At 33.0% G+C, this 23,963-nt stretch carries 22 protein-coding genes, 1 tRNA gene and 1 riboswitch; of the genes, 3 read left to right on the top strand and 20 right to left on the bottom strand.

Going from position 1 to position 23,963, the window contains the following annotated elements; genetic code table 11:
- From uvrB to TETH514_RS05320, 10 genes are all read right to left on the bottom strand, one after another.
- Positions 1-1,986, bottom strand: coding sequence for an excinuclease ABC subunit UvrB (uvrB, locus tag TETH514_RS05365; protein WP_009052766.1), 1,986 nt, complete (start codon positions 1,984-1,986; stop codon positions 1-3).
- 160 nt (positions 1,987-2,146) lie between these two features.
- Entirely contained in the window at positions 2,147-2,872 is a 726-nt protein-coding gene (locus TETH514_RS05360; protein WP_003866596.1) for a 2-phosphosulfolactate phosphatase family protein, read from the bottom strand.
- Between the two features lie 13 nt (positions 2,873-2,885).
- Complete coding sequence (locus TETH514_RS05355) at positions 2,886-4,130, bottom strand: PDZ domain-containing protein (RefSeq protein ID WP_009052767.1); 1,245 nt, start codon at positions 4,128-4,130, stop codon at positions 2,886-2,888.
- A gap of 9 nt (positions 4,131-4,139) precedes the next feature.
- The gene (locus TETH514_RS05350; RefSeq protein WP_003866594.1) at positions 4,140-5,336 is read right to left on the bottom strand and encodes a S41 family peptidase; all 1,197 of its coding nucleotides are present in this window, start codon (positions 5,334-5,336) and stop codon (positions 4,140-4,142) included.
- 87 nt (positions 5,337-5,423) lie between these two features.
- Positions 5,424-6,563 carry a murein hydrolase activator EnvC gene (locus TETH514_RS05345; RefSeq protein ID WP_003866593.1) on the bottom strand — a complete coding sequence of 380 codons (1,140 nt, stop codon included), beginning with the start codon at positions 6,561-6,563 and terminating at the stop codon, positions 5,424-5,426.
- Positions 6,564-6,586: 23 nt separating this feature from the next.
- Complete coding sequence (ftsX, locus tag TETH514_RS05340) at positions 6,587-7,480, bottom strand: permease-like cell division protein FtsX (protein WP_009052768.1); 894 nt, start codon at positions 7,478-7,480, stop codon at positions 6,587-6,589.
- Positions 7,464-8,150 (bottom strand): cell division ATP-binding protein FtsE, encoded by a 687-nt coding sequence (gene ftsE, locus TETH514_RS05335; protein WP_003866591.1) that lies wholly within the window; start codon positions 8,148-8,150, stop codon positions 7,464-7,466. Before ftsE ends, ftsX begins: the two co-directional genes overlap by 17 nt.
- A gap of 6 nt (positions 8,151-8,156) precedes the next feature.
- Positions 8,157-9,209: a CdaR family transcriptional regulator gene (locus TETH514_RS05330; protein WP_009052769.1), complete on the bottom strand. Its 1,053-nt coding sequence runs from the start codon at positions 9,207-9,209 to the stop codon at positions 8,157-8,159.
- A 403-nt stretch (positions 9,210-9,612) separates the two neighbouring features.
- Entirely contained in the window at positions 9,613-10,737 is a 1,125-nt protein-coding gene (locus TETH514_RS05325; protein WP_009052770.1) for an ABC transporter ATP-binding protein, read from the bottom strand.
- A gap of 234 nt (positions 10,738-10,971) precedes the next feature.
- Positions 10,972-11,427, bottom strand: coding sequence for a hypothetical protein (locus tag TETH514_RS05320; RefSeq protein ID WP_009052771.1), 456 nt, complete (start codon positions 11,425-11,427; stop codon positions 10,972-10,974).
- A 132-nt stretch (positions 11,428-11,559) separates the two neighbouring features.
- Positions 11,560-11,749: riboswitch (Lysine riboswitch) on the top strand.
- Between the two features lie 123 nt (positions 11,750-11,872).
- On the opposite strand from TETH514_RS05320, the gene lysA reads away from it, so the two are divergent.
- Positions 11,873-13,210 (top strand): diaminopimelate decarboxylase, encoded by a 1,338-nt coding sequence (gene lysA / locus TETH514_RS05315; RefSeq protein ID WP_003866586.1) that lies wholly within the window; start codon positions 11,873-11,875, stop codon positions 13,208-13,210.
- A 30-nt stretch (positions 13,211-13,240) separates the two neighbouring features.
- Here the strand turns inward: lysA and TETH514_RS05310 are convergent, their stop codons facing one another.
- Positions 13,241-13,846, bottom strand: coding sequence for a 50S ribosomal protein L25/general stress protein Ctc (locus TETH514_RS05310; protein ID WP_003866585.1), 606 nt, complete (start codon positions 13,844-13,846; stop codon positions 13,241-13,243).
- Positions 13,847-13,963: 117 nt separating this feature from the next.
- On the opposite strand from TETH514_RS05310, the gene TETH514_RS05305 reads away from it, so the two are divergent.
- A tRNA-Arg gene (locus TETH514_RS05305) sits at positions 13,964-14,039 on the top strand.
- Positions 14,040-14,049: 10 nt separating this feature from the next.
- On the opposite strand, the gene TETH514_RS05300 is transcribed toward TETH514_RS05305, so the two are convergent.
- The 6 genes from TETH514_RS05300 to TETH514_RS05275 form a co-directional block, all read right to left on the bottom strand.
- Complete coding sequence (locus TETH514_RS05300) at positions 14,050-14,730, bottom strand: HAD family phosphatase (RefSeq protein WP_009052772.1); 681 nt, start codon at positions 14,728-14,730, stop codon at positions 14,050-14,052.
- A gap of 86 nt (positions 14,731-14,816) precedes the next feature.
- Positions 14,817-15,224 carry a nucleotidyltransferase substrate binding protein gene (locus TETH514_RS05295; RefSeq protein ID WP_003866583.1) on the bottom strand — a complete coding sequence of 136 codons (408 nt, stop codon included), beginning with the start codon at positions 15,222-15,224 and terminating at the stop codon, positions 14,817-14,819.
- On the bottom strand, positions 15,193-15,549 hold the full coding sequence (locus tag TETH514_RS05290) for a nucleotidyltransferase domain-containing protein (RefSeq protein WP_003866582.1): 357 nt from the start codon (positions 15,547-15,549) through the stop codon (positions 15,193-15,195). Before TETH514_RS05290 ends, TETH514_RS05295 begins: the two co-directional genes overlap by 32 nt.
- A gap of 18 nt (positions 15,550-15,567) precedes the next feature.
- On the bottom strand, positions 15,568-16,074 hold the full coding sequence (locus TETH514_RS05285; protein WP_003866581.1) for a hypothetical protein: 507 nt from the start codon (positions 16,072-16,074) through the stop codon (positions 15,568-15,570).
- Positions 16,075-16,170: 96 nt separating this feature from the next.
- Positions 16,171-17,925 carry a cell division protein FtsA gene (locus TETH514_RS05280; RefSeq protein WP_009052773.1) on the bottom strand — a complete coding sequence of 585 codons (1,755 nt, stop codon included), beginning with the start codon at positions 17,923-17,925 and terminating at the stop codon, positions 16,171-16,173.
- Between the two features lie 219 nt (positions 17,926-18,144).
- A complete protein-coding gene (locus TETH514_RS05275) occupies positions 18,145-19,128 on the bottom strand; it encodes an acyl-CoA dehydratase activase (RefSeq protein WP_003866578.1) in 984 nt (327 codons plus the stop codon).
- Positions 19,129-19,262: 134 nt separating this feature from the next.
- On the opposite strand from TETH514_RS05275, the gene TETH514_RS05270 reads away from it, so the two are divergent.
- Positions 19,263-20,795, top strand: coding sequence for an ATP-dependent metallopeptidase FtsH/Yme1/Tma family protein (locus TETH514_RS05270; RefSeq protein ID WP_009052774.1), 1,533 nt, complete (start codon positions 19,263-19,265; stop codon positions 20,793-20,795).
- Positions 20,796-20,804: 9 nt separating this feature from the next.
- On the opposite strand, the gene TETH514_RS05265 is transcribed toward TETH514_RS05270, so the two are convergent.
- Genes TETH514_RS05265 through TETH514_RS05255 form a run of 3 tightly spaced genes read right to left on the bottom strand, consistent with a single transcriptional unit; the run spans position 20,805 to position 23,957 of the window.
- The gene (locus TETH514_RS05265) at positions 20,805-21,509 is read right to left on the bottom strand and encodes a TIGR01906 family membrane protein (protein ID WP_012268651.1); all 705 of its coding nucleotides are present in this window, start codon (positions 21,507-21,509) and stop codon (positions 20,805-20,807) included.
- Entirely contained in the window at positions 21,499-22,995 is a 1,497-nt protein-coding gene (locus TETH514_RS05260; RefSeq protein ID WP_009052776.1) for a hypothetical protein, read from the bottom strand. The genes TETH514_RS05265 and TETH514_RS05260 overlap by 11 nt, the downstream gene beginning before the upstream one ends.
- Before the next feature lie 11 nt (positions 22,996-23,006).
- Complete coding sequence (locus TETH514_RS05255; protein ID WP_009052777.1) at positions 23,007-23,957, bottom strand: hypothetical protein; 951 nt, start codon at positions 23,955-23,957, stop codon at positions 23,007-23,009.
- Positions 23,958-23,963 lie beyond the last annotated feature (6 nt).

The raw sequence follows: 23,963 nt of genomic DNA, 5'->3' as shown, positions 1-23,963 counted from the left end.
TCAAACTACTTCCTCCAACTGTTTCTTCAATTCAAAAATCACATCTCTCAATTTTGCAGCCTTTTCAAACTGCAGCTCAATTGCAGCTTCTTTCATTTCTTTTTCAAGTTGCTCTATAGTTGACTTAATAATTTCAGGGTCATAAGTCTTAACTTTCTTTCTTCTGTACTTCTGTTCTTCTTCAGCTACGTGAGTAGCTTCAATTACATCTCTTACTCCCTTAATTACTGTCTTTGGAGTTATACCATGCTTTTTGTTATATTCCATTTGTATCTTTCTTCTTCTATTCGTCTCATCAATTGCTCTCTTCATAGAATTTGTTACAGTATCTGCATACATTATTACTCGTCCTTCCGCATTTCTTGCGGCACGTCCTATAGTCTGTATTAAGGAAGTCTCTGAACGCAAAAATCCCTCTTTGTCTGCGTCTAATATTGCCACCAAAGCAACCTCAGGTATATCCAACCCTTCTCTTAAAAGATTTATGCCTATTAAAACATCGAATTTACCCAGCCTTAAATCTCTTATTATTTCCACCCTTTCAATCGTCTCAATATCAGAATGTAAATATTTTACTTTTATTCCCATATCTTTTAGATAATCCGTTAAATCCTCTGCCATTTTTTTCGTAAGAGTTGTAACAAGTACTCTAAAGCCTTTGTCTACCGTCTTTCTAATTTCTCCTATTAAGTCATCTACTTGCCCTTTTACAGGTTTTACAATCACTTCTGGATCTATAAGACCTGTCGGTCGTATTAACTGCTCAACAACTTGCTCCGAATGTTCAAGCTCGTAAGGTCCTGGTGTTGCAGAAACAAAGATAACTTGATTTATCCTCTTTTCAAACTCTTCAAAAGTAAGAGGACGATTGTCAAAGGCAGAAGGAAGTCTAAATCCGTATTCTACTAATGCTTCTTTTCTCGACCTATCTCCATTGTACATCCCTCTAATCTGAGGAATTGTCACATGAGACTCATCTATAAAGATAAGGAAATCTTTAGGGAAATAATCTAAAAGAGTATAAGGAGGGCTTCCTGGAGGTCTTCCTGAAATATGCCTTGAATAATTTTCTATTCCTTGGCAGTAGCCCATCTCTTGAAGCATCTCTAAGTCGTAATTTGTCCTCTGTCTTAGTCTTTCAGCCTCTACTATTTTGCCAGCATCTTTAAGCTCTTTGTACCTTTGCTCCAGTTCTTCTCGAATGCTTTTTATCGCTCTTTCCAATTTGTCTTTTGAAGTAGCATAGTGAGAAGCCGGAAATATAGCCACGTGTTTTCTTAATCCCAGTACTTCACCTGTTAACACATCAATTTCCGCTATTCTGTCAATTTCATCTCCAAAAAGCTCAACCCTTATCGCCTTATTGGAAAAAGAAGCAGGGAAAATTTCTATAACATCTCCTCTTACCCTGAATTTGCCTCTTGTAAAATTCACATCATTTCTTTCATATTGTATATCTACAAGCTTTTTAATTATTTCGTCCCTATCTTTTATCATTCCCGGCCTTAGAGAAAGCATAAGATTTTCGTAATCTACAGGGTCACCTAAGCCATATATACAAGAAACACTGGCGACAATTATAACGTCTCTTCGCTCAAAAAGAGCTGCCGTAGCAGAGTGCCTCAATTTATCTATTTCTTCATTTATAGAAGCATCTTTTTCAATATAAGTATCAGTTTGGGGTATATAAGCCTCCGGTTGGTAGTAGTCATAATAACTCACAAAATATTCTACCGCATTGTCTGGAAAAAACTCTTTAAATTCGCTGTACAATTGTGCAGCCAAGGTCTTGTTATGAGCGATGACAAGAGTAGGACGATTTAACTTCTGGATTATATTAGCCATAGTAAAGGTTTTTCCAGAACCCGTCACACCCAATAAGGTTTGAAATCTATATCCTTTTTTTACCCCTTCAACTAATTTATCTATAGCTTGAGGTTGGTCTCCTGTTGGTTTAAAATTAGATACCAACTTAAATCCACTCATTTTTTCTACCCTCTTTGCAATTATCATCTTATTATTATAGCATACCCTACTTGTCAACACAAACATAACCAAACAGCCGTCCGTGTCAAGATCTTGTAGGTAAAGATGTAGCTACACTTTATAAATGGCTGACATTTTGCACATACCAAACAGCCGGCCTTTACAGGTCGGCTGAATTTTTTATAATTCCGTCTTTAAGTTTTGGCACAATATCAAACTTATCAACCGTCAAGCAAAACTCTATGTCTTCATCATACCCTAAGTCTTTTAATCTTTTAAAGTGAAAGCCATGTTTCATTATTTCATACAAGTTATCTTCATAAGGTTTGTACAAAAAATAACTGGCTTTTGATAAATCATCACTTTCAAATTCCATTAAATCTTGCAGTTTTTTATATATCACTCCAGCAGTTATTATGTCGTCAAGAGAAAATTTCCCTTCTGTCCCGGCACATACAATTATTGTATCCTTATTGCTGGTATATATATACTTAGCAACCGCAGAAGCATTTAAAAGACATCCTAAAATTACATTATCTGCTAAAGAGACTTTTTTTAAAGCTTTTGTCCCATTAGTAGTAGTAAAAATTATTGTTTTATTTTCCACCTTTTCACGAGTATACTCCAAAGGAGAATTAGATAAGTCAAAGCCTTCAATCTTTGTAGAGTTCCTTTCCCCACCCAAAAGATAAGTCGTTTTATCTAAACTTTTTACAAGTTCGATCGCTTCTTCCACTTCTGAAACTGGAATAATCTCTTTAGCTCCATTGTATAAAGCAGTAGTAATAACACTTGTAGCTCGTAGGGTATCTATTACAACGACGTTTTTATTTTTTAACTCTCTTTCATTAAAAGAATTATATGTTTCAAAAGTTTGTAAAAACACTCACCCTGCCTCCTTATCTGTTTTTCTTAAAAATGTTTTTAAAGATTTCTTTTAATTTTTTTATAAATATTCCTTCCCCATTAATTTCATAAATCATAGAAGTTGCCTTTGGCACTATTAAAACTCCTAATCCCAAAATTCCCTGTGGATCCTTATATTCATAGTTAGTATAATTGCCATTTAAATCTTTTACAGTGATCCACATCACAGAAGGCCGTTCATTGAGTATTCGTATTATATCATCTGGCTCATTAATAGGAATATCATTAATTTTTAATATTACATCCCCCGGTTTAATTCCCATTTCTCTAGCGGGAGAACCTTTTGCTGTCGCTAAAATCATCACTCCTGTATCTGGCGCTACAAAAAGAGGTGGATTTTCCCTTTCTTCTCTTTGTCCTATCAAAATCAAAAGCTCATGAGCTACTGGAGCAAAAATAGCTGCCAAATATTGAAATAATTTAATATAGATTCCTAATACTGCTAATATAATTAAAACTATGCTAAAGCAAAATAAACGCAGCGAAGAAATGCGCGTTTTCTTCTCTGGAAGTTGAGTTAAAGCTAAATCTCCATATCCCAAAGCTGCAATTGCTGGCATCATCAAAAAAATTACATTATTTAAATCAATGCCAGAGGGTTTGATGATGGGCCACCAATCTGGCATATTTACACCCTGTCCCGTTATTGTTATCCCAGTAGCAATAGTTAATGCAGCAAAAGGAATAGGCCAAAACTTTTGCATAGTAAAGCCTCCTGCCACTCGCCCATCCTTAAGCCTTACAAAGATAGGAGTGGCATTCCTTGGACCATCTATATATATTAAAAGGCTTTCCATCAAATGAAGAATACCTACAATAGACATAAGGGCAGGCACACTTATATTAGGAAATCCAAAAAACAAGCTGAATAGAGAAACTATTCCTCCTGCATAAGAAAAACAAATATATCTAGGATTGACAAGCATCAATACTATGACCAAAGGCCATACATACTGAAGCCCTATATTTTCTATTGTTATTCCTAAAAATATCATGAGAAAGCTCCCAATTATTGCAGCAATTACACCATAAAAGACAGAGTCAAGAACCAATTCTTTCATTGGTTCTTGCTCCTGTCCCATAATTTCCCTTTCTATGGCTATTTTGTTTCTATACTGCATTACTATCAGAATTATCACTATCCAGAAAAAGGGATTAAAAACTGATAAAGCTATCGTCTCTATTGCCCACCAAAAAACTTTAATAAAAGCTGTCATTTTAACACCCTACTTTATCTCACTTTTTACAATTTCAAAAGCTTTTATAAGCTGAGTATCTCCTTTTAAGTCAGGAGTATCTTGAAGAGTGTAACTTTCAGGAAGCTCCACTACATAGTTGGGCTCAATTCCTTTGCCTTGAATATTTGTGCCATTTGGCGTGTAATACCTTGCAATAGTATATTTTAATCCTGTACCATCACCAAAGTCAACAATAGTTTGTACAAGTCCTTTTCCAAAAGTATTTGATCCAACTAAAACTCCTACTTTCCTATCTTTTATTGCACCTGCTAAAATTTCTGAGGCACTAGCACTGCCTTTATTTACAAGCACAGCAAGTGGCAATCCCAGACCAGGTCCTTTAGAATAATATTCTTTATTGTCAACTCTCCCTTTGGTCGTCACAACAACCCCTTTTGGCAAAATTAAATTAGAAATATCTATAGTTTCCTCTAAAAGTCCACCAGGATTATCTCTTAAATCTAGTATAAGTCCTTTCATACCCTGAGACTTTAATTTATCAAGAGCTGCCTTAAAGTCATCAGCTGTGCTTTGGTCAAACATTGTAATCTTAATATACCCAATCTTATCAGGAAGCATTTCATCATATACTGTTTCTAATTTTATTATCTCTCTTGTAATTGTCTTAGTAAAAGTTTTTCCTTCTCTCATTATAGTAAGGGTTACCTCTGTTCCTTGAGGTCCTCTCATCATAGCTACTGCTTCATCTAAATTTTTGCCACTTACTTTTTTATTGTTCACTTCTACTATTATATCTCCGGATTTTATTCCTGCTCTTTCCCCCGGTGTATTCTTTATTGGAGAAACCACCACAATATGGTCTTCTTTATCAACTGCTACAACTATCCCTATTCCCCCATAAGTACCTGTAGTTTGAGTCATAAAATCAGAAAATTCTTTTTTATTCATGTATACAGTATAAGGGTCCTCTAAAGAATTAGCCATTCCTTTCAGAGCGCCTTCTAAAAGAATTGAAGAATTTACTCTATCCACATATCTATTTTCAAGGGTTTTCTCAATTTCAAAAAGTTTACTATATTTTTTTATCAACTGGTACTCCTCGCGAGAAACAATTACTTTACCATTGGGAAGAGCCACTGACACCACATTTGCGAGTGCAAAAGTTATGACATTTGTAACTATCAAAAGCATTGCTAACAAAATATAAAATCTTTTTTTTGCCATAATTTCCCCACCTTTTTTAGTCTCTTAAAATTATATATATGTTCTTATTTATTATACAACATTCATGAAATAAAAAAAACAGACTGGTTATTTTAACCAGTCCATCGGATTAACTGGAACACCATTTTTACGCACTTCAAAGTGCAAATGCGGACCTGTGCTTAAACCTGTACTTCCTGCCTTTGCAATAACTTGGCCTCTTTTAACTGTATCTCCTTCTTTTACTAATAAGGCAGAATTATGAGCATACAAGGTAGATATTCCATCCCCATGGTCTATAATTACCGTATAACCATATCCCCCATAGTATCCTGAAAAAATTACTTGTCCATCTGCCGCAGCTACTATTGAAGCCCCCGTATTGGCGGCAATATCAATACCTGTATGCATTCTATAAACCCCAAGTACAGGATGCAATCTCATTCCAAAAGGTGAGGTAATCACATTACTAGAAGGAACAGGCCATAAGAGTTTTCCACCGCCATATTTGATGCTTGACTTCGCTTGCAATTGTTGAATAACTGTCTCTAACTGTTTCGACTGCTGCAAAAGCTCATCTTCCTGTTGTTCATATAATTTTTGCTGTCTCTCTAAATCTCTCATCAAACCTTCCCGCGAGGCCATAGCTACTTGTAATTCCCTTTGTCGAGAAACTATTTGGTTTTTATAATTTTGCGCTTCTCTTTGCATTTGTGCTAATTCTTTTTCTTTTTGTTCAATAAGTTCTCTCTGTTGCTTATAGGATTCAAATAAACTAGAATCAAAATCTACTATGCGTTTTACAATATCCAATCGCGTTATAAAATCTCCAAAATTTTGGGCACCAAGAAGTACGTCTAAATATCCCCATTCGCCACTTATGTATATAGCCCTTATACGCTCTTTCATTGTTTGGAGCTGGGTATTTTCCTTTTGTTTGGCCGCTTCTAATTCTTTTCGCGTCTTGTTAAGTTTTGCAGTAATATCAGACAATTGTTTTTGTGCATTTGCTAATTCTTGCTGTGTAGCATTAAGTTTTTTATCCAAATCTGCTATTTGAGCGGCAATATCATTTTTTTGATTAATTATTTCTTCCTTTTTCTTCTTAGTCTCAGTAATGGATTTTTGGATTTGATTTAATTTGTTTTTAGCATCTTGAAGCTGGTCTGCTTTTGGATAGGACGTAAAGAGCACTGTAAAGAGAAATATAACGACAAAGATTAGCCATTTCCACCTATATCTTCGCAATGCTATTTCCCCCTTGTAAATTTTTAAACATTCAAGAACCTTTTAATTGAAAGTCCACTTCCTAAGGCTCCAATAATTGCACCAATTATAGAAAAATATACTATAATGTCCCCTGCTATTTTTTCTAATGGCAATAGTTTAAACACCATTAATTTATTATTAATAATATCAAGCATATATCCATAAATTAAAGCTAATATTACAACTGATAGCAAGGCACCTACCAATCCTAATACTATACCTTCAATCAAAAATGGCCATCGTATAAACCAATCAGTCGCTCCAATATACTTCATTATGTTGATTTCTCTTCTCCTTGCAAAAACCCCCAATTTTATTGTGTTGGAAATTATGACAATTGAAATTATAAAGAGAATAAGTATAATAGAAAGCCCCACTATCCTTATTATCTTTATAATTCCAAGAAGCTTATCTACAACATCTTGCCCATAACTTACTTTGTCAACTCCATTTATCTGCTTTATCTTGTTTGAAATATTTTTCATCAAATTAGCATCTTTCACTTTTACTATATAAGATTGGGGAAGGGGATTGTCCTTTTCTAAACCTTCTGCTAAATAGCTTTTATCTCCTAATTGTTGTTTGAATTTTTGTAAAGCCTCTTCTTTAGATTCAAAAACTACTGAAGTAACACCATGTATTGATTTTATCTCATTACCTATCTGGCTAACTTCTTGTTCAGAAATATTATCTTTTAAAAAGACTTTAAGTTCTAATTGAGATTCCACCTGATTAGTCAAGCTATTAACATTTAAAATAATAACAAGAAACAAACCTAAAATAAGCATTGCTGCCATTACAGAAGTTATAGAAGCTATTGTCATAAGCCTATTTCTTGCTAAATTATTAAAACCTTCTTTTAAAAAATATTTTAAATTTCTAAAGAGCATATCCATAAGCACCCCTTACTTCGTCTCGTACTATGTTTCCTTTCTCCAGCGCTATTACTCTTTTTTTCATGGCATCTACTATATCTTTTGCATGGGTGGCCATAACAACTGTAGTGCCTCTTTTGTTTATTTCAGAAATGAGTTTTACAATTTCCCAGGAAGTATCAGGATCAAGATTACCAGTAGGCTCGTCTGCTATAAGAATAGAAGGTTCATTTACAATAGCTCTTGCTAAAGAAACCCTTTGTTGTTCTCCACCAGACAGCTGCCTAGGATACTTGTCCGCTTTATCACTTAACCCTACTAATGCCAATACCATTGGGACTTTTCTTCTTATCTCCTTTGGATGTGCTCCAACTATTTCCATAGCAAAGGCAACATTCTCAAACACTGTTTTATTAGGAAGCAATCTAAAATCTTGAAAAACTACCCCCATACTCCTTCTCAAATAAGGTATCTCACGCTTTTTAAGTTTTGTTATATCTTTTTTATTAATCATAATACTGCCAGAAGTAGGTTCTTCCTCTTTTAGCAATAATTTAATTAAAGTTGATTTACCTGCGCCACTAGGCCCAACAATAAATACAAATTCCCCACTTTCAATTTCAAAACTAATATTTGAAAGAGCAATTATATCTTTATTGTATCTTTTGGATACATTTATAAATTTAATCAAATTTTCTCACCTCGGAATATTATATAATTTGGTCAAAATCATGATCGTCTTTAATAGGACAGCATCATCAAAATTTTTAGCATCCAGACCTGTCATTTTAAAAATTTTATCAAGTCTATAAACTAATGTATTCCTATGAATGTATAACTCTCTGGCAGTCTCACTCAAATTTAAACTATTCCTGAAAAAAGCATTTAAGGTTTGTATCAATTCCTCATCTTTGAAAATACCAAAATCAATATTTCTTTTTTTAATAAAATTATTTACCTTCTCTATATCAATTCCCCATAAAATTTCTGGAAAGCTGTAATCTTCGTAAATATATATTCCTTTTTCATCTTCCAATTTTTGTCCAATAAGTAAGGCTGTCTCTGCTTCCCTATAGGCGATATGTATATTCTCAATTGGCACAAAGGAAGAAGAACTAGCTATTTTTACTTTCATATAGCCTTCAGATTCTATCATATCTTTCATAGTTTTATAAAGTTCTATTAAAGAGTTATTTCCTTTGTAAGAAAATATCGTTACAAATCTTTTATCATCAAATTTTACAGTATATAAATTGCCTTTATCAAAAATATTTGTAATTATCTTTATCGCATCATCAATTTCATTATTCGATTCGACAATTGCTACTGTGTATTTCACATTCTTATTTATTTTATATTTTTCAGCATAATACGACACTAAATTTACGCTTAATTTACCTGTTAAAGCCTCTATCAAAAACTCTTCTCTATTATATTTCTGCAGCAATTGTTCAAAAATTAGAGAAATTAGATAAAGCACTTTTTTTGATTGTTCATCTTTTCTTTCTAAAGCGATAGTAAAAAAGAGAACATTATTGTAAAATATGTTATAGCATATAAATTCTCCTACTTCATATATATCTTTTTCATCAATATATTCTACCTTTATCTCTAAAAATCCTGCTTTTTTTTCAAAAAAATCTTTGTTACCGTAAATTAAATTTCCTGACTTATCTATTATATATAACGGCATTTGAAGATTTTTTTGAATATCGTAAGCCACCTTTTTTATAAGGTCATAGCCGATCATTTTCATACCACCTTACTTTATAGTATACAATAATTATACACTATTTCCTAGAAGAAATAATAGGCAAATGTAAATTTATGTGGTATTTTGACACAAAAAATAAAAGGCGGAATAACCGCCTCAGTTTGCTGGCAAACTAATTATCGTTGTTAGCATTTTGCATCGTTCGCTCCGGTGATATCGCAGACTAAACTATCGCTCGCCCTCGGGCTCAAGCGGGGTTCCGGGCACATTCGTCATCCTTGACTTAGTGCCCGCCTCCGCCTTCCTTGGCTTCGGCCCCGCTTTCGCCTCTCAGCCTCGCTAAGTTTAGTTACTGCTCTATCAAGTCGCTACACTTATGCAAAATGCTAACATGTTATATAAAAAGTTTGTCTACAGTCTAAGGCGGAATAACCGCCTTTTAGCTTATTACTCTATTCAAAATTGACATTTCTGTTTCTTTATCAAACATGTGCAATTTATTTATATCAAATCCTATTTTAATTACGTCTCCTGCTTTTGCCCTTGTTCTTGGATCTACTCTTGCTGTCAATGGAACACCATTCACATCCAAATATAGATATGTCTCTGGACCCATCAACTCTGTAACATCTACTTTTGCTTCAACTACAGCCTCTGGATATGCTTCCAAGAACACTTCTTCGTCATGCAAATCTTCTGGCCTTATTCCTAGCACAATTTCTTTTCCAACGTAGCTTGGATCTTTTAATCTCTTTAAAATCCCTTCTGGCACCAAAATGCTGAATCCCTTAAAAGTAGCATATACTTTGCCATTCTTATTTTCTAATCTTGCATCAATAAAGTTCATTTGAGGACTTCCAATAAATCCAGCTACAAACAAATTATTTGGATAATCATAAATAGTCTGAGGTTTATCTACTTGCTGAATAACGCCATCCTTCATAACTACTATTCTTGTACCCATTGTCATAGCTTCTGTTTGGTCGTGGGTAACATATATGAAAGTCGTCTGTAATCTATCGTGTAGTTTAGCCAACTCGGTTCTCATTTGTACTCTCAACTTTGCATCTAAGTTGGACAAAGGTTCATCCATCAAGAATACTTTTGGATTGCGGACAATAGCACGTCCCAATGCAACCCTCTGTCTTTGTCCACCTGACAAAGCTTTTGGTTTCCTGTTTAAATATTCTTCCAATCCTAAAATTCGAGCTGCTTCTTTTACTTTTCTATCAATTTCCGCTCTTGGAACCTTTCTAAGTTTAAGACCAAAAGCCATATTGTCATACACTGTCATATGAGGATAAAGAGCATAGTTTTGGAATACCATTGCGATATCCCTATCTTTTGGTGGCACGTCATTCACAAGTTTGCCATCAATATAAAGTTCCCCACTTGATATTTCCTCAAGTCCTGCTATCATTCTCAATGTTGTAGTTTTACCACAACCGGAAGGTCCAACCAATACTATAAACTCTTTGTCCTGAATTTCCAGATTAAAATCTTTAACTGCGGTAACACCACCTGGATAGACTTTGTAAACATGTTTGAGTACAACATCAGCCATTTTTAGATTCCCCCTATTAGAAAACGTTTGATGCCTTTATTATAATACTATTTCTTCTACTTTACTATCGTCAATAAATATGATATTTAGCACAAATTTTTGTACAATATATCTACAATAGTAGGTATTTTTTTCTTTAACCCTCTTTTTTTTGAATTTTATTTAAAAAATTAAACCACAAGAACACCAATACCCCATCAATAACAATCAAACTCAAAAAAACATATAGTTTCACTATTTTTCCCTCCTCATCCAGGGGGACAATTTAAAAATAGTGATGAGATTTCCTAAGGCCAAAAGTGCTGCCACGTCTATAATTAGACTATATAAATAGTGCCAGTGAAAATACTTTAGTGCCCCTATATGCACTAATAAATATTCCATTATAAAAAATAATGCGGTTGAAATGATCACATCTATAAGGCGCAAAATATTATTTTTAGGATATGTTTGTGCATACAATACCCCTATGCAAAAAGGCGCACCTAAAGTAAAAAATAAACTTGAATCAAAGATCCTAATAACAACATTAGAAAAATCATAAAGATTAAGACCAATTGCAATTTCATCTACAACAAGTTGAAAGCTTAAAGCTAATAGTCCTCCCCATACAGTATATTTTATATACCTCCAATCAACTAACAAAAAGAATATAATCCATGAAACTATGAAAGTTATTATCCATGGCATTTATAAACACCTCTCATTTAGTTTATCCATTTTTTAATTTCTAATAAGAATTTTTCGAAAATCTATTGACAGGTGTTTTCATAAATGATATTATAATAAAAAAATTGAATAACAATACCTCATCTTCTTGGAAGGTGAGGTAGAGGCGCGGGTTATCAAGAGTAGTATACCAGAGGTATTTAAGGGCCGATGAAGGTATATGAAAGGGATGCTCGCCGAAGCGCGTAAATTCCTTAAAGTTTACGCAGCTGGGCCTATGCCGAATAGGTATAGGACTGTCACTGGAGGTTTCCCGAGCCTTCAGTGAAGAGCTATCTCGCTATAGGGGGAAGGAGGTATTACCATGTCTATGTGCAAACTAGACAGCTGAGGTAATACTTAGCTGTATTTTATTTTGTTATTTAGTTTCATAATTTAAATTATTAAAGTAAATGAGGTTGATAGAATGTTGCATGGGACAATGAAGATAAATTCAAAGGGTCATTTGGAAATAGGTGGTTGCGATACTGTAACTCTTGCAAAAAAGTTTGGTACACCGCTTTATGTAATAGACGAAGAGTTATTGCGGCAAAATTGTAGAGCATTTTATAATGGCTTTAAAAAAGATTATCCAGGAAATGAAGTGATTTATGCCAGCAAAGCTTTCATGACAATGGCAATATGCAAAATAATTGAAGAAGAAAACTTGGGTCTTGATGTCGTTTCTGGTGGAGAACTATATACTGCGTTAAAAGCAGGATTCCCTGCTGAAAAAATATACTTTCACGGCAACAATAAATCAAAAGAAGAACTTATAATGGCATTAGAAAATAATATTGGGAGAATCATTGTAGATAATTGGTATGAACTAAATATGTTAAATGACTTGGCAAAAAAGATGAATAAAGTTCCTAATATTTATATAAGAGTATCTCCTGGTGTAGAAGCTCATACTCACCAATATGTAAAAACAGGACAAATGGATTCAAAATTTGGCTTCCCTCTTTTTAATGGAGACGCAATGAGAGCCATAGAATATGCTTTAACTTTGGAAAATGTAAATCTAGTAGGTCTACATTCTCATATCGGTTCTCAGATTTTTGATGCAGAATCTTATAAAGCTGAAATAGAAATTATGATGAATTTCTTAAAATTAGTAAAAGAATTTTTAGGTTGGGAAGTAGGGGAACTAGATTTAGGTGGAGGTTTTGGAATAGCATATGTAGAAGAGGACGATCCCCAGCCAATCGAACAAATAGCTCAAGAAATAATGCAAGCAGTAAAAGAATACTCCGTTGCTTTAAATATAAAAATGCCAAACATAATTGTAGAGCCAGGTCGTTCTATAATAGGAAATGCCGGAACTACTCTTTACACAGTAGGAGCAATTAAAGACATACCAGGTGTCAGAAAATACGTAGCGGTAGATGGAGGAATGTCTGATAATATACGTACCGCTTTATATGGAGCAAAATATGATGCTATTGTAGCTAATAAAGCTAAGAATATAAAATCAGAAAAAGTTTCAATAGCAGGAAAGCTTTGCGAATCAGGTGATATGCTAATTTGGGACATTACTCTACCTAAAATTGAAGAAGGAGATATACTAGCTGTAACCTGTACAGGTGCTTACAATTATTCGATGGCCAGCAATTATAACAGGTTACCTCGTCCTGCTGCAGTACTCGTATCTAATGGTCAGGCTGATATAATTGTTGCGCGAGAAACTTATGAAGACTTAATCCGAAATGATATAATCCCAGAAAGGCTAACCAATGAAAAAAGAAAAATAGCTAATTATTAAAAAAAGAGAGGTATAACCTCTCTTTTTTTATTATTCACTTTCTTTCGCTGTTTCAGTAGCCTCTTCTTCTGCCTCTTCTTCACTTTCTCTAGGTGCCAATACAGAAACTACAATCTCATCGGGGTCATCTACAACTTTTACTCCCTCAGGAACTTGTATATCTTTTACAAAAAGTGTATCTCCAATCTCTAAATTGCTTAAATCCACAACAATTTCTTGAGGAATTTTGTCGGGTAAGCTTTCCACTGTCAACTCCCAAAGTTGATGCTGTACAATTCCACCTCTACTTTCAATAAGGCCTGTTCCCTCAAATTTCAATGGAACAGTAGCTTCAATTTCTTCATACATTGACACTCTTTGGAAATCAACATGAATTATTTTCCCTTTCAAAGTATCTTCTTGAATCTCTTTAATAACCGCATTATGAGTAGAACCATCCACAATCACATTGAGGAGGACATTCCTTCCATGTTTTTGTAGCAACCTTTGAAGCTTGTTATATTCAACTGCCAAAGGAATGCTCTCCGCCATACCCTTGCCATATAAAATAGCAGGAATATAGCCTTGATTTTTCAAACGGCGAGCTGCATTTTTACCAGTATCTCTTTTTATAGCTTCGATACTAACGCTCTGCATCTGTCACTCCTCCTTTTGTTTATTGTTTCCAAATATTATTTTACCACTACGTTTAATAAATATCAAATCCATTTGACAGGTTAGTTTTTTCATAGTAAACTTTTATGTGTAAAGTGTGCGCCTGTAGCTCAGCGGATAGAGCGTTCGGCTCCGGACCGAGAGGTCGCAGGTTCAATTCCTGTCAGGCGCACCATTTATTTTTATTAGTTTTTAACAACATCTTCCGCATTGTTTAATTCATCTATAATTTCTAATAATTCTTCTCCCAAAGAATCTATAATAAAATCAGCTTCTGATAAGTCCTGATTTCCGGAATTAGGATTTTTAAAACCTATCACTTTCATCCCTGCTTTTTTAGCACCATGAACTCCATTGTATGAATCCTCAATTACAACACACTCATGAGGTTTTACTTTTAATTTGTCTGCTGCATATAAAAATATATCTGGGGCTGGTTTGCTATTTTTTACATAGTCTCCAGATACAAGCACCTCAAAACAGTTATCAATTCCCAACTTTTTCACAACTAATTCTATCACATCTATAGGAGAGGAAGAAGCAACAGCTAATCTATACTCTTTCTCAAAAAGCTTTTTTACCGTCTCTGTTATACCTTCTATAGGAATTATTTCGCCTGTTTTCAAGACATGTTCTAAATACCTTTTTCTATCTATTTCTACAAGCTCTTCTACGCTTTGAGAAAGATTAAATTTTTCTTTAACCTTCCTCCACATATAATAAGAAGAAGTCCCCACAAATGTCAAATGTTCGTCTTCACTTATCTCTACTCCTAAACTTTTGAATAATTCCTCTTCTAATTTAATGTGTATTGGCTCACTGTCAATAATTACACCGTCCATGTCAAAAATAACTGCTTTAATCATTTCATCAACTCCTTATAATTTATTAGTTATTTCTTTCTATTTTCAAATAATCCCCTTATAGCAGCATAAATTAAGATAAAGGAATCTTACTTATTTTCTCTCTCAATGATCATTTCCAATTTTCTTTTTAAATCTTCAAGATATTTTAAATGCTTATCCTTTATATTGTTATAAATCTCTAAAGATAATTTTTTATCGTAAATATGTGAAGTTTTATTTCTATCCATTAACATATCTATCCAAGCTTCTCCATCATCTATTAAATGATTTTCATAAGCTGCCCTGATAACACTTCTCGGACTGTTTACTTCAATCCCTTCATAAGCAAGATAATCTTTCATAAGTTTCCACGCTAATTCAAAAGTAAATTCAAATCTTTGTATTATCCCATCAATAATTATCTCATTCTCTATCTCGATATCAAAGGCTTCTTTTAAACGCATAAAAGCATTTTTAAAATCTTCAAATCTCTGAAGTAATCTTTTTTCTATCATATACCTCTACTCCATCCTTCAATATGTTTTCTTTTAATTCCTCTTTCGTAATACTTTTAAAACTTACTACATCAAAGTCAAGAGGAGTATTTAATTCTCTTAAATCAAATTCTAAAAGATTTATCTCTGTATGTGTTACTTCATCTCCAAAAATACAAATATCAATATCCGACGTTTTTTTAAAGTCTCCCCGACCTCTGGAACCAAAAATAACTGCTTTTTCAACACTTGTATATTTTGATATCACCTTTATTATTTCTTTCAATAGTGTGACAGACAATCCTGTTTTCTTACTAATATCTAGAAATTCTAATTCTCCTTTCATATCCCAAACCTCTCAATATTATCTAAAAAGCTTCCTTGGTATATACCTTGCTATCGCTTCCAACATTTTTTCATTTGGCTCAAAAAATAGCAAAGTTTTTACTCCCCCATTTTCAAAAACTGCAAAATATACATCAGGAGAAGACATAGAACTTACCGCTTCAATTCGATTTTTAATAGTTTTTATATCTTGTGTGAATCTGTCACTGTTAACTCTTGCCATGATTTCAAAATCTCTGCAGTCAACGCTTATAACATGTTTCCTTCTTTTTTGGTCAATTATTTTATCTACATCCAATTCACTGTTTGTAAGCGAATACTCAAACTCAATGTTTCTCGACCTTATTAAGTAATGCGCTAAATAGCCAAACAAAAACAAAAAGAAAATTAAGAAATTTTTAACTATTGGTATTAAAGGTATCACGCCAAACACAATAATTAATGTAGCCACCACAACACCAATACTAAATAGATTATCCTTCGAAGTTTTTTGTTTTTTGACCAATTTTTCAATAAATATATCCATTCTCTTTTCACCTCTCCCTTAATTATATCAGCAATGTCAAAATTCCACAACTTTATAAAGTCTCCACCCTTTTAAAAGCGGAGACTTCACCTACTTTTATATTTCAATTTCAATATTATCTCCTGGCTTTAATATATCTGTATAGGAGGCACGCCTTCCATTAAGTTTCATTTCTGGCACCTTGTTATTATCCAGTTTCAAATCTATAAAATTAAATACGTCTACAAAGAGATACTCTTCTTTCCCCTTTAACTCTACTTCTTTCCCATTTACTGTAACAACAAAACTTGTTAAATCTTCTTTTATAACTATCTCATCCCCATTTTTTATAACATAATTTTTGTCCACTTTGGAATCATTTACAAAAATTAATTTCCCCTTTTGCTGCTTTAGTAGTTCATCAGCGGTTATTGTAGCATCTTGCCCTTTTTGACCTTTTACAATTGTTATTTTGTCCCCATCGTTTATATGAGTCTTTAAATTTGCTAATGAACCATTTACATATATTTTGGGAGGTGTTCCTTCTTCACCTTTAATAACAACTTTTTGGCCGTTAAGCTTGATAACTAAATCTTCACCATTTTGCACAATTAAATTTTTAGAGTCATAGTTTATAGCAACTAAAGCATCCATTACCGTGGGATTTTTTACGTTAAAAATCTTTATTGTTTTATTATCAATAGAAACTTTTATAAAGTCCTTTTTCTTATTTATCATTGCAGAGTAAGCTATTCCTATTGGAGTTATGCTTTCAGGGCCTTTTAACGTCTTCCCTTTGTAATCTAAAATTTCTACTGATTTTATATCTCGCACAGATACTCTATTTATAGGTAAATTCAATATAGAGGCTATTTCTTCAGGCAAATTAGGAAGATTACTACTGCCACCCACTAAAAATACTGCAGAAGGGCTTTTACCATTATATTTTATAATTTCCTCGCATATCTTTTGCGCTAAAACTTTAACTTGTGGCGCTATAATTTCCATTACTTCTTCTTTTGTTATTTTGTGCTCTATATTTAACACGTCTTTAAATTTTATTTCTTTTTTTGTGCTTTTTTTTATTTTTTCGGCAGTATTAAAATCGGTGAGGAAATGGGTAGCAATTGATTCGGTAATTTCATCGCCGGCATAAGGCACCATAGAATATGCTATTATATTTCCTTCTTTTGATATAGCAATGTCAGAAGTACCTGCTCCTATATCTACAAGAGCTATATTCAACATCCGAATTTCAGGTGGAATTGCCACATTTATTGCTGCTATAGGCTCTAAAGTGATATATGAAACTTCCAACCCAGCTTTTTTTACTGCAGCATAGAGTCCCTCTACTACATCGTAAGGAAGAAAAGTAGCTAAAATTTCTACTGCTATTTCACGGCCTTTATGTCCTTTTAAATTGGTAATAGGAAAACTATTTAAGTAATAATTGGATACTGTATAACCGACGGTATGATATCTTGTAACTCCTGATTGAGAAATGATGGAATTTTGTGCAATCTCAAGGGCTTCCAATTCGAGATTGTTTATGTCTTCTACTGTTATTTCGTGCTCTTCATCAATATTTTTTTCCGCTCTCGCAAATTGAGTTTTTAAAGACCTTCCCGCCGCCGCAATACACACTTCCGTCAATTTTATATTTAAAGAATCTTCAAGCCTTCTCTTTATTTTTTCAACAACATTAGCAACTTTATCTATATCATGAACTTGCCCATCAAACATTGCCCTACTTTCATGTTCCATCTGTTCAACAGCAAGCACTTGGAATTTCCCATTATTTTCAATTCCAACTATCCCTACAACTACCCTTGTCCCAATGTCAAGAGCAAAAATAATATCACGGTTATCCATCCTTTAACCTCCGAAATTATTACTTTATAATTTTATTATACAATTTTACATATTATTTCGGAAGAGTTTTTAGTAAGTTTAATATAGATTAACATTTTTAACAGCAGGATTACGTAAAAGGAATTGTAAGGCATGCAGTTGGCGTGGATAATGATTGGAAATGGACATATATAAAAAAATAAGGTTTAAAATTGGGAGGCTTATATTGCCTCCCATTAATTAACTAGCTGTATTTGCATGGACTTTCTTACTAGTACTGTTAGACCACCTGCCACACTTATCTCCCCATCTTGAAATTACCTCATCTCCTTGTATGAATTCTACGACTTCGCATCGATTTGGGCAAGCAGTACACTCAAAACCTACCGCTCTATATTTAAAGTCACTTACTTCAAAGCCTTTAAAGGAAGTATATCCTTTTTCTTTCACTGCTTCTTTTGCCAATATTGCTGCCCCGATGGCTCCCATTACACCGTAATGTTCAGGCACATATACTTTCATTCCTAATGCCTTTTCAAAGGCTGCCTTTATTCCTTTATTAGCAGCAACACCACCTTGAAACACTATTGGCTCTTTTATTTCTTTTCCCTTCCCTACATTATTTAGATAATTTCTAACAAGTGCATCACACAAGCCACTTATTATGTCTGGAAGAGCATATCCCATCTGCTGCTTATGAATCATGTCAGATTCTGCAAAAACACTACATCTACCCGCAATTCTGACAGGACTTTTAGATTGCAAAGCTATGTCTCCAAACTGTTCGATGGGAATATTTAACCGGTATGCTTGCTGGTCAAGAAAAGAACCGGTACCTGCTGCACAGACTGTATTCATTGCAAAATCTACTACTACCCCATCTCTTAAAATTATGATCTTCGAGTCTTGTCCCCCTATTTCAATTACCGTTCTGACATCCTTTATTACATTGGAAGCTGCCACGGCATGAGCAGTAATTTCATTTTTGACAATGTCTGCCCCCACCATTAAGCCAGTCAATTGCCTTGCACTCCCTGTGGTGCCTACTCCTTTAATAACCATATCTCCTATTTTATTTTTTATCTCACGAAGAGCATTTTGAACTGCTTTAATAGGTTGACCCTGTGTCCTTATGTAAACAGAATCTATTACTCTATTATTCTCATCAATTACTGCAATATTAGTACTAACAGAACCTACGTCTATCCCCATGTAACCTTTCATATCTAACCTCCTAAAATCGTTCATTTATTTTACATTTTTACCTTCAAAATCATTTTTTATACTCTTTCAATTAACGAATAAATTGCATTAATAAGCAAAAACTACATTCAGAATAAAAGTGGGGGCGAGAAATTATGAAAAAGAATTTGCATATTATTATTTTGGCGCTTTCTATCTTTATAAATTTACTTTTTATTTACATTTTTATCTCAGAAGTAAAACCAAATCTAAATCTCAACCTTTCTTTTATCTTGACAGCAGCAGTAATTGTTGTAACCTACCTACTATTTAAAAATAAATTTTCGGAGCTCATGCCTGTAAACTACAACAATATCACTGAGACAAAGGAAGATACCAGTCATCGAAAAACCAATATCACTTTTAAGGATGTGGCAGGATTAGATGAAGTAATCGATGAATTAAAAGTTATAATCGACTTTATGACAAATACAGAAAAGTACAACAAAATGGGTGCAAAAATTCCTAAGGGTATATTATTTTACGGACCACCAGGCACAGGAAAAACTCTTTTGGCTACGGCATTAGCTGGTGAAACCAATTCTACTTTTATCAGTGCTTCCGGTTCAGAATTTGTAGAGAAATATGTAGGAGTAGGTGCAAGTCGCATAAGAGCTCTTTTCGCAAAAGCAAAAAAAAGCGCTCCCAGTATTATATTTATAGATGAGATAGATGCTGTGGGAACAAAGAGAAACACCGATAACAATTCAGAAAAAGATCAAACTTTAAATCAACTGTTAGTAGAAATGGATGGTTTTAATAGCAACGAAGGGATTATAGTCATAGGAGCAACTAATAGAATTGACATGTTAGACGAAGCCTTATTAAGGCCTGGAAGATTTGATAGAACCATACACATTGGAGCACCTAATATGAAAGCAAGGTTGGAAATATTAAAGGTACATACTCGCAATAAACCCCTTGACGAAAGTGTATCTTTAAGTGAATTAGCTCGAAAAACTCACGGTATGACAGGGGCACATCTGGCTGCTATGTGCAACGAAGCAGCAATACTGGCTGTAATGAAAAACAAAAGTAAAATTGGAAAGGAAGAGTTTGAAGAAGCATTAGAGCGCGTAATCGCAGGTCTTAAAAAGAAAAATCCTTCTGTATTAGAAAAAGAACGAAATATTGCTGCATACCACGAAGCAGGTCACGCTCTTATTGGAAAAATTTTAAACGTAAATACTATAGAAAAAATTTCAATCGTTCCTCGAGGTGAAGCATTAGGATATGTATTAAACTTTCCAAAAGAAGATGCCTTTTTACTAACAAAAACAGAGTTGAAAAATAAAATAACCATGCTTTTAGGGGGTAGAGCTTCTGAGGAAATAATATTCAATGAAATTTCAACAGGAGCCGAAAATGACTTAAAAGAAGCTACAAAAATTGCCTATCAGATGGTTTGCAATTATGGAATGAGTGAATTGGGAAACAGGGTTTTTGACTTACACATGTTAAAATCCACAGAAATTGTCGATAAAGAAATTGACAAAATTATAAATAGCTGTTATATACTTGCCAAAAAAATATTGCTGGAAAATAAACATAAAGTTATTGCAATAGCCGAAAAGCTTTTAGAAAAAGAATCAATTACAAAAGAAGAATTAGAAACATTATGGGAAGAAGAAAATACCTTATGCGTATGACAAAAAAGCCTATTTAAAAACAGGCTTTTTTGTCATTTTCACTACTCCATATACTATAGCAAGTATAACTATAAAAGTAAAGAAAGTATTTCTGAAAATTACAAACACAGCATCTTGAAAAAATTCTAAAGGAAACATTTGTATAAGTCTATCTGTTTCAACGTTTAATAGCCATAAATCATTGTCAAAAAATACAAGGTGAAAACCAGTAAACCAATTATCAAAATTCAAAGTCACCGCCAGCGCAAAAACCAACAGTAGAATTATTATAAATATTGTACCTTTTAGAAGATAATCAAAGGCTTTATAAAAGGATTTTTCAAAAAGAAAGTATGTAAAAATGAGTATAAAAACTATTATTGATATATTTCTTGTTAAAAAACCCATTTGAAACAAATCTTTTACATCTTTCATATGAGCTAATTCTCTATCATTAAACATTCTCTGCATACTGCCATTAATTTTTGCCATTACATCTAAAGTTTCTTCTTTATCCATTAAATACTTCTGCATTATCTGGGTTACTTTCATAAGTTCATCAATACTCATGCCAGTTACTGACATTACATTATTTTTTTCATATTCCTCTTTATAAAAATTACGGTTAAAAGCCACATATTGCAAACTACTAAGCAAAACAGCCAAAAGCAGTGAAATCATCATCCCGCCAATAAGGAGGGCATCAATAGTTTTCCTCACCATTTTAAATAACATCCTTTGCACCTTTTATTATAGCTTCATAAAAATTTTTTTGGTTTTTTAAATCCTTGTAAAGTTCTATTTTTTTCTTTACTGTATGCATAAAAGATAACTTTCTACTCTGTGAATTGTCAAGCTCAATGGAGTTTTTTATATAATGCAAGACTTCTTTTTCAAAATTCTGAGGTACAGGAATAATTCCCATAAGTCTTTTCATTCTCGCTTTTCTATACTCATTTTTCATGTTTCTTGAAATATCTTCAATTAAAGAAATGACATTTTTTATTTCGCCTTTTATCAGAGCCATATCTATAGGTTCTTCGTCTATTTGACCACCCTCGAGTACTACTTCACTCGTATCATTTAACAAGTTTTCGTACTCTGAAAGCGTTTCAATGTCTCCTAATATACCCTCATTTATAATTTCCATAATATCTAAACCAGAATAATCAATTTCTCCCAATAGTAGATTATACCTATACAATTCAAAATACCAATTAGAAATTACATTATCACATTTTTTGATGTTTTTTTCTATTTCTTTGTAATCTAAAGAATCTTTATTCAATTTGCTGTAAAAATCCATATACTCCACAATAAAAGGCTCTTTTTTAAATAAAGTTTCAAATTTATTTTCTGGCAAAAATACTATCAATAATCTATTTATAATTTTTAAAACAGAAAAAGAAACCTCTCTTAGACTTTGAATACTTTTTATTAACTCTATACTTTTTTTAAAGTACGCGTCTACTTCTTCCCGAGTCATTTCTTTAAAATCCAGTGACTGTAAGTACTCAATTTTCTTAGCAATAAGAGGGAAAAATTCGCCGTAGCCTTCTATTAATTTTCCATAAAAATTTTCCTCTATATCTATTACATTTTCCAAAAAAGCTTCATAATTTGGATAATCCTTCTCCAATCCCTTTGTTAAATATTCATAAAAGCGTTTTTTAGACATAGCAAAAGGAATACTGGATATTATTTCTTTTATCCTTTCTTCTTTTTCCTCTTCAACCTCATTTATAAAATTAATAACACTTTCGTAAAATTCTTCCTCATCTATCAATTCTTCAGAAAAGAAATCTCTTATTCTATCACTTACCACTTCGTTAACATATCTCGATTCTACATAATACCCATACAAAACATCTATAGCATTTTCAAAATACTCTTTATATTTTCTAATCGTCTTTTCTACATTTTCTTTCATTTTTTCTTCCATAAGGCTGAAATATTTTGTATTATTTGCTATATTCTTAACAACCTCCAAAATGTTTTGTGTTTCTTTATCCAAATACGCCAAAGCATTTGCCACATTTTTTTTCCTAAATAGTACATGGTATAAATACACCGTCTCATTAAAAAGCTCCAAAATGCTAATTATTTGTACTATTTCTTTTTGTTTTTTTATTATTCTTTTTAACAACAAAGAAATCTCATTTGGTGTCTTCGGAATTTTATTTAGTTGTTCCCGCAATTCTCTTACTTCATCTTGTTGCATTGTTACACCTCTCAGTCAATTATCTTTAACATTCGCGACAGGTCTTCTACTAAAGAATACTCTTGTTCTTCCTTAGTTACAGCCAGTTGAGCTACAGTGTTGGCAAGCAAAAAATTTGTTTTCTCTTCTATATTAGTCAAAATTTCTTTTATTTCAAGCAAAACATTGTTAAAATCTATCTTTTGCTGTTGGATTTCTACTAGCAATCTATTCACGGAGATTTTTAAATTTTCGGCTTGTCTTTCTTTTGATGAAGCATTTTCAATAATCTTGTTCATTCTTTTTTCAAACTCTAATCCAATTTTTTCTATTCTCTCCTCTAATGTTTCTTTTTCCTTTTCTAACTGTGAAATTTTATTTTTATAGCTTAAAATTTCCCCTTCTTGCTCTTTTATTTTTTCAGTAAGCCTTTCTATCTCCATTATATTCTTTTTTTCCTGCAGAATCAATTTTTCCTGTAATTTTTCAATCTCTTTCAATAGTTTTTTGTTGATTTTTACTGGTTTATCACTACCCTCTTGCCCATCAATATTTTTTTCTATTTTTTCTTTTTCTCCTTCAATTAAATTTGATAAGTCCTGTAATATTTTTTTATAACTCTCTCCTTTGGAAAATAGAAGTGCGGAAAAAATAACTTCTGGCTTATATAAACTCAAAAGCTCTGGTACTTTCTCCTCTATTTTTTCAAGAGTCAAAGGCTGTATCTGCCTTACCAAATCTGCATAAATTTTTTCCCATTCTTTTATAAACATTTCTTCCTCTATATTCCCTTTCAAAATCTCTTCTCTGAGAATTGGAATTATCTTTTTAGGTGGAGAAGCACTTTCTATTAATCGAAAACCGGCCAACTTTTTTTGTAAATTAGTATTTTTTTTGAAAGGTTTTATAAGCACATCATAGGGGAGAGTAGATAAAAAAATATCTATATACTTCTTTTCTGTCACATTTTTAAATTCCAACATATTTTC

This window comes from Thermoanaerobacter sp. X514 (assembly GCF_000019065.1).
In the GTDB taxonomy this organism is placed as follows: Bacteria; Bacillota; Thermoanaerobacteria; order Thermoanaerobacterales; family Thermoanaerobacteraceae; genus Thermoanaerobacter; species Thermoanaerobacter pseudethanolicus.
The sequence above is the reverse complement of the archived record's forward strand: the minus strand, read 5'-3'. Positions and strand labels throughout refer to the sequence as shown.

What these genes read in the sequence shown, in the direction of transcription:
- uvrB (WP_009052766.1), bottom strand. Translation starts at nt 1,986, where the DNA reads ATGAGTGGATTTAAGTTGGTATCTAATTTTAAACCAACAGGAGACCAA.
- TETH514_RS05355 (WP_009052767.1), bottom strand. Translation starts at nt 4,130, where the DNA reads ATGACAGCTTTTATTAAAGTTTTTTGGTGGGCAATAGAGACGATAGCT.
- TETH514_RS05350 (WP_003866594.1), bottom strand. Translation starts at nt 5,336, where the DNA reads ATGGCAAAAAAAAGATTTTATATTTTGTTAGCAATGCTTTTGATAGTT.
- ftsX (WP_009052768.1), bottom strand. Translation starts at nt 7,480, where the DNA reads ATGGATATGCTCTTTAGAAATTTAAAATATTTTTTAAAAGAAGGTTTT.
- TETH514_RS05330 (WP_009052769.1), bottom strand. Translation starts at nt 9,209, where the DNA reads ATGATCGGCTATGACCTTATAAAAAAGGTGGCTTACGATATTCAAAAA.
- TETH514_RS05325 (WP_009052770.1), bottom strand. Translation starts at nt 10,737, where the DNA reads ATGGCTGATGTTGTACTCAAACATGTTTACAAAGTCTATCCAGGTGGT.
- TETH514_RS05320 (WP_009052771.1), bottom strand. Translation starts at nt 11,427, where the DNA reads ATGCCATGGATAATAACTTTCATAGTTTCATGGATTATATTCTTTTTG.
- lysA (WP_003866586.1), top strand. Translation starts at nt 11,873, where the DNA reads ATGTTGCATGGGACAATGAAGATAAATTCAAAGGGTCATTTGGAAATA.
- TETH514_RS05310 (WP_003866585.1), bottom strand. Translation starts at nt 13,846, where the DNA reads ATGCAGAGCGTTAGTATCGAAGCTATAAAAAGAGATACTGGTAAAAAT.
- TETH514_RS05300 (WP_009052772.1), bottom strand. Translation starts at nt 14,730, where the DNA reads ATGATTAAAGCAGTTATTTTTGACATGGACGGTGTAATTATTGACAGT.
- TETH514_RS05295 (WP_003866583.1), bottom strand. Translation starts at nt 15,224, where the DNA reads ATGATAGAAAAAAGATTACTTCAGAGATTTGAAGATTTTAAAAATGCT.
- TETH514_RS05290 (WP_003866582.1), bottom strand. Translation starts at nt 15,549, where the DNA reads ATGAAAGGAGAATTAGAATTTCTAGATATTAGTAAGAAAACAGGATTG.
- TETH514_RS05285 (WP_003866581.1), bottom strand. Translation starts at nt 16,074, where the DNA reads ATGGATATATTTATTGAAAAATTGGTCAAAAAACAAAAAACTTCGAAG.
- TETH514_RS05280 (WP_009052773.1), bottom strand. Translation starts at nt 17,925, where the DNA reads ATGGATAACCGTGATATTATTTTTGCTCTTGACATTGGGACAAGGGTA.
- TETH514_RS05275 (WP_003866578.1), bottom strand. Translation starts at nt 19,128, where the DNA reads ATGAAAGGTTACATGGGGATAGACGTAGGTTCTGTTAGTACTAATATT.
- TETH514_RS05270 (WP_009052774.1), top strand. Translation starts at nt 19,263, where the DNA reads ATGAAAAAGAATTTGCATATTATTATTTTGGCGCTTTCTATCTTTATA.
- TETH514_RS05265 (WP_012268651.1), bottom strand. Translation starts at nt 21,509, where the DNA reads ATGTTATTTAAAATGGTGAGGAAAACTATTGATGCCCTCCTTATTGGC.
- TETH514_RS05260 (WP_009052776.1), bottom strand. Translation starts at nt 22,995, where the DNA reads ATGCAACAAGATGAAGTAAGAGAATTGCGGGAACAACTAAATAAAATT.
- TETH514_RS05255 (WP_009052777.1), bottom strand. Translation starts at nt 23,957, where the DNA reads ATGTTGGAATTTAAAAATGTGACAGAAAAGAAGTATATAGATATTTTT.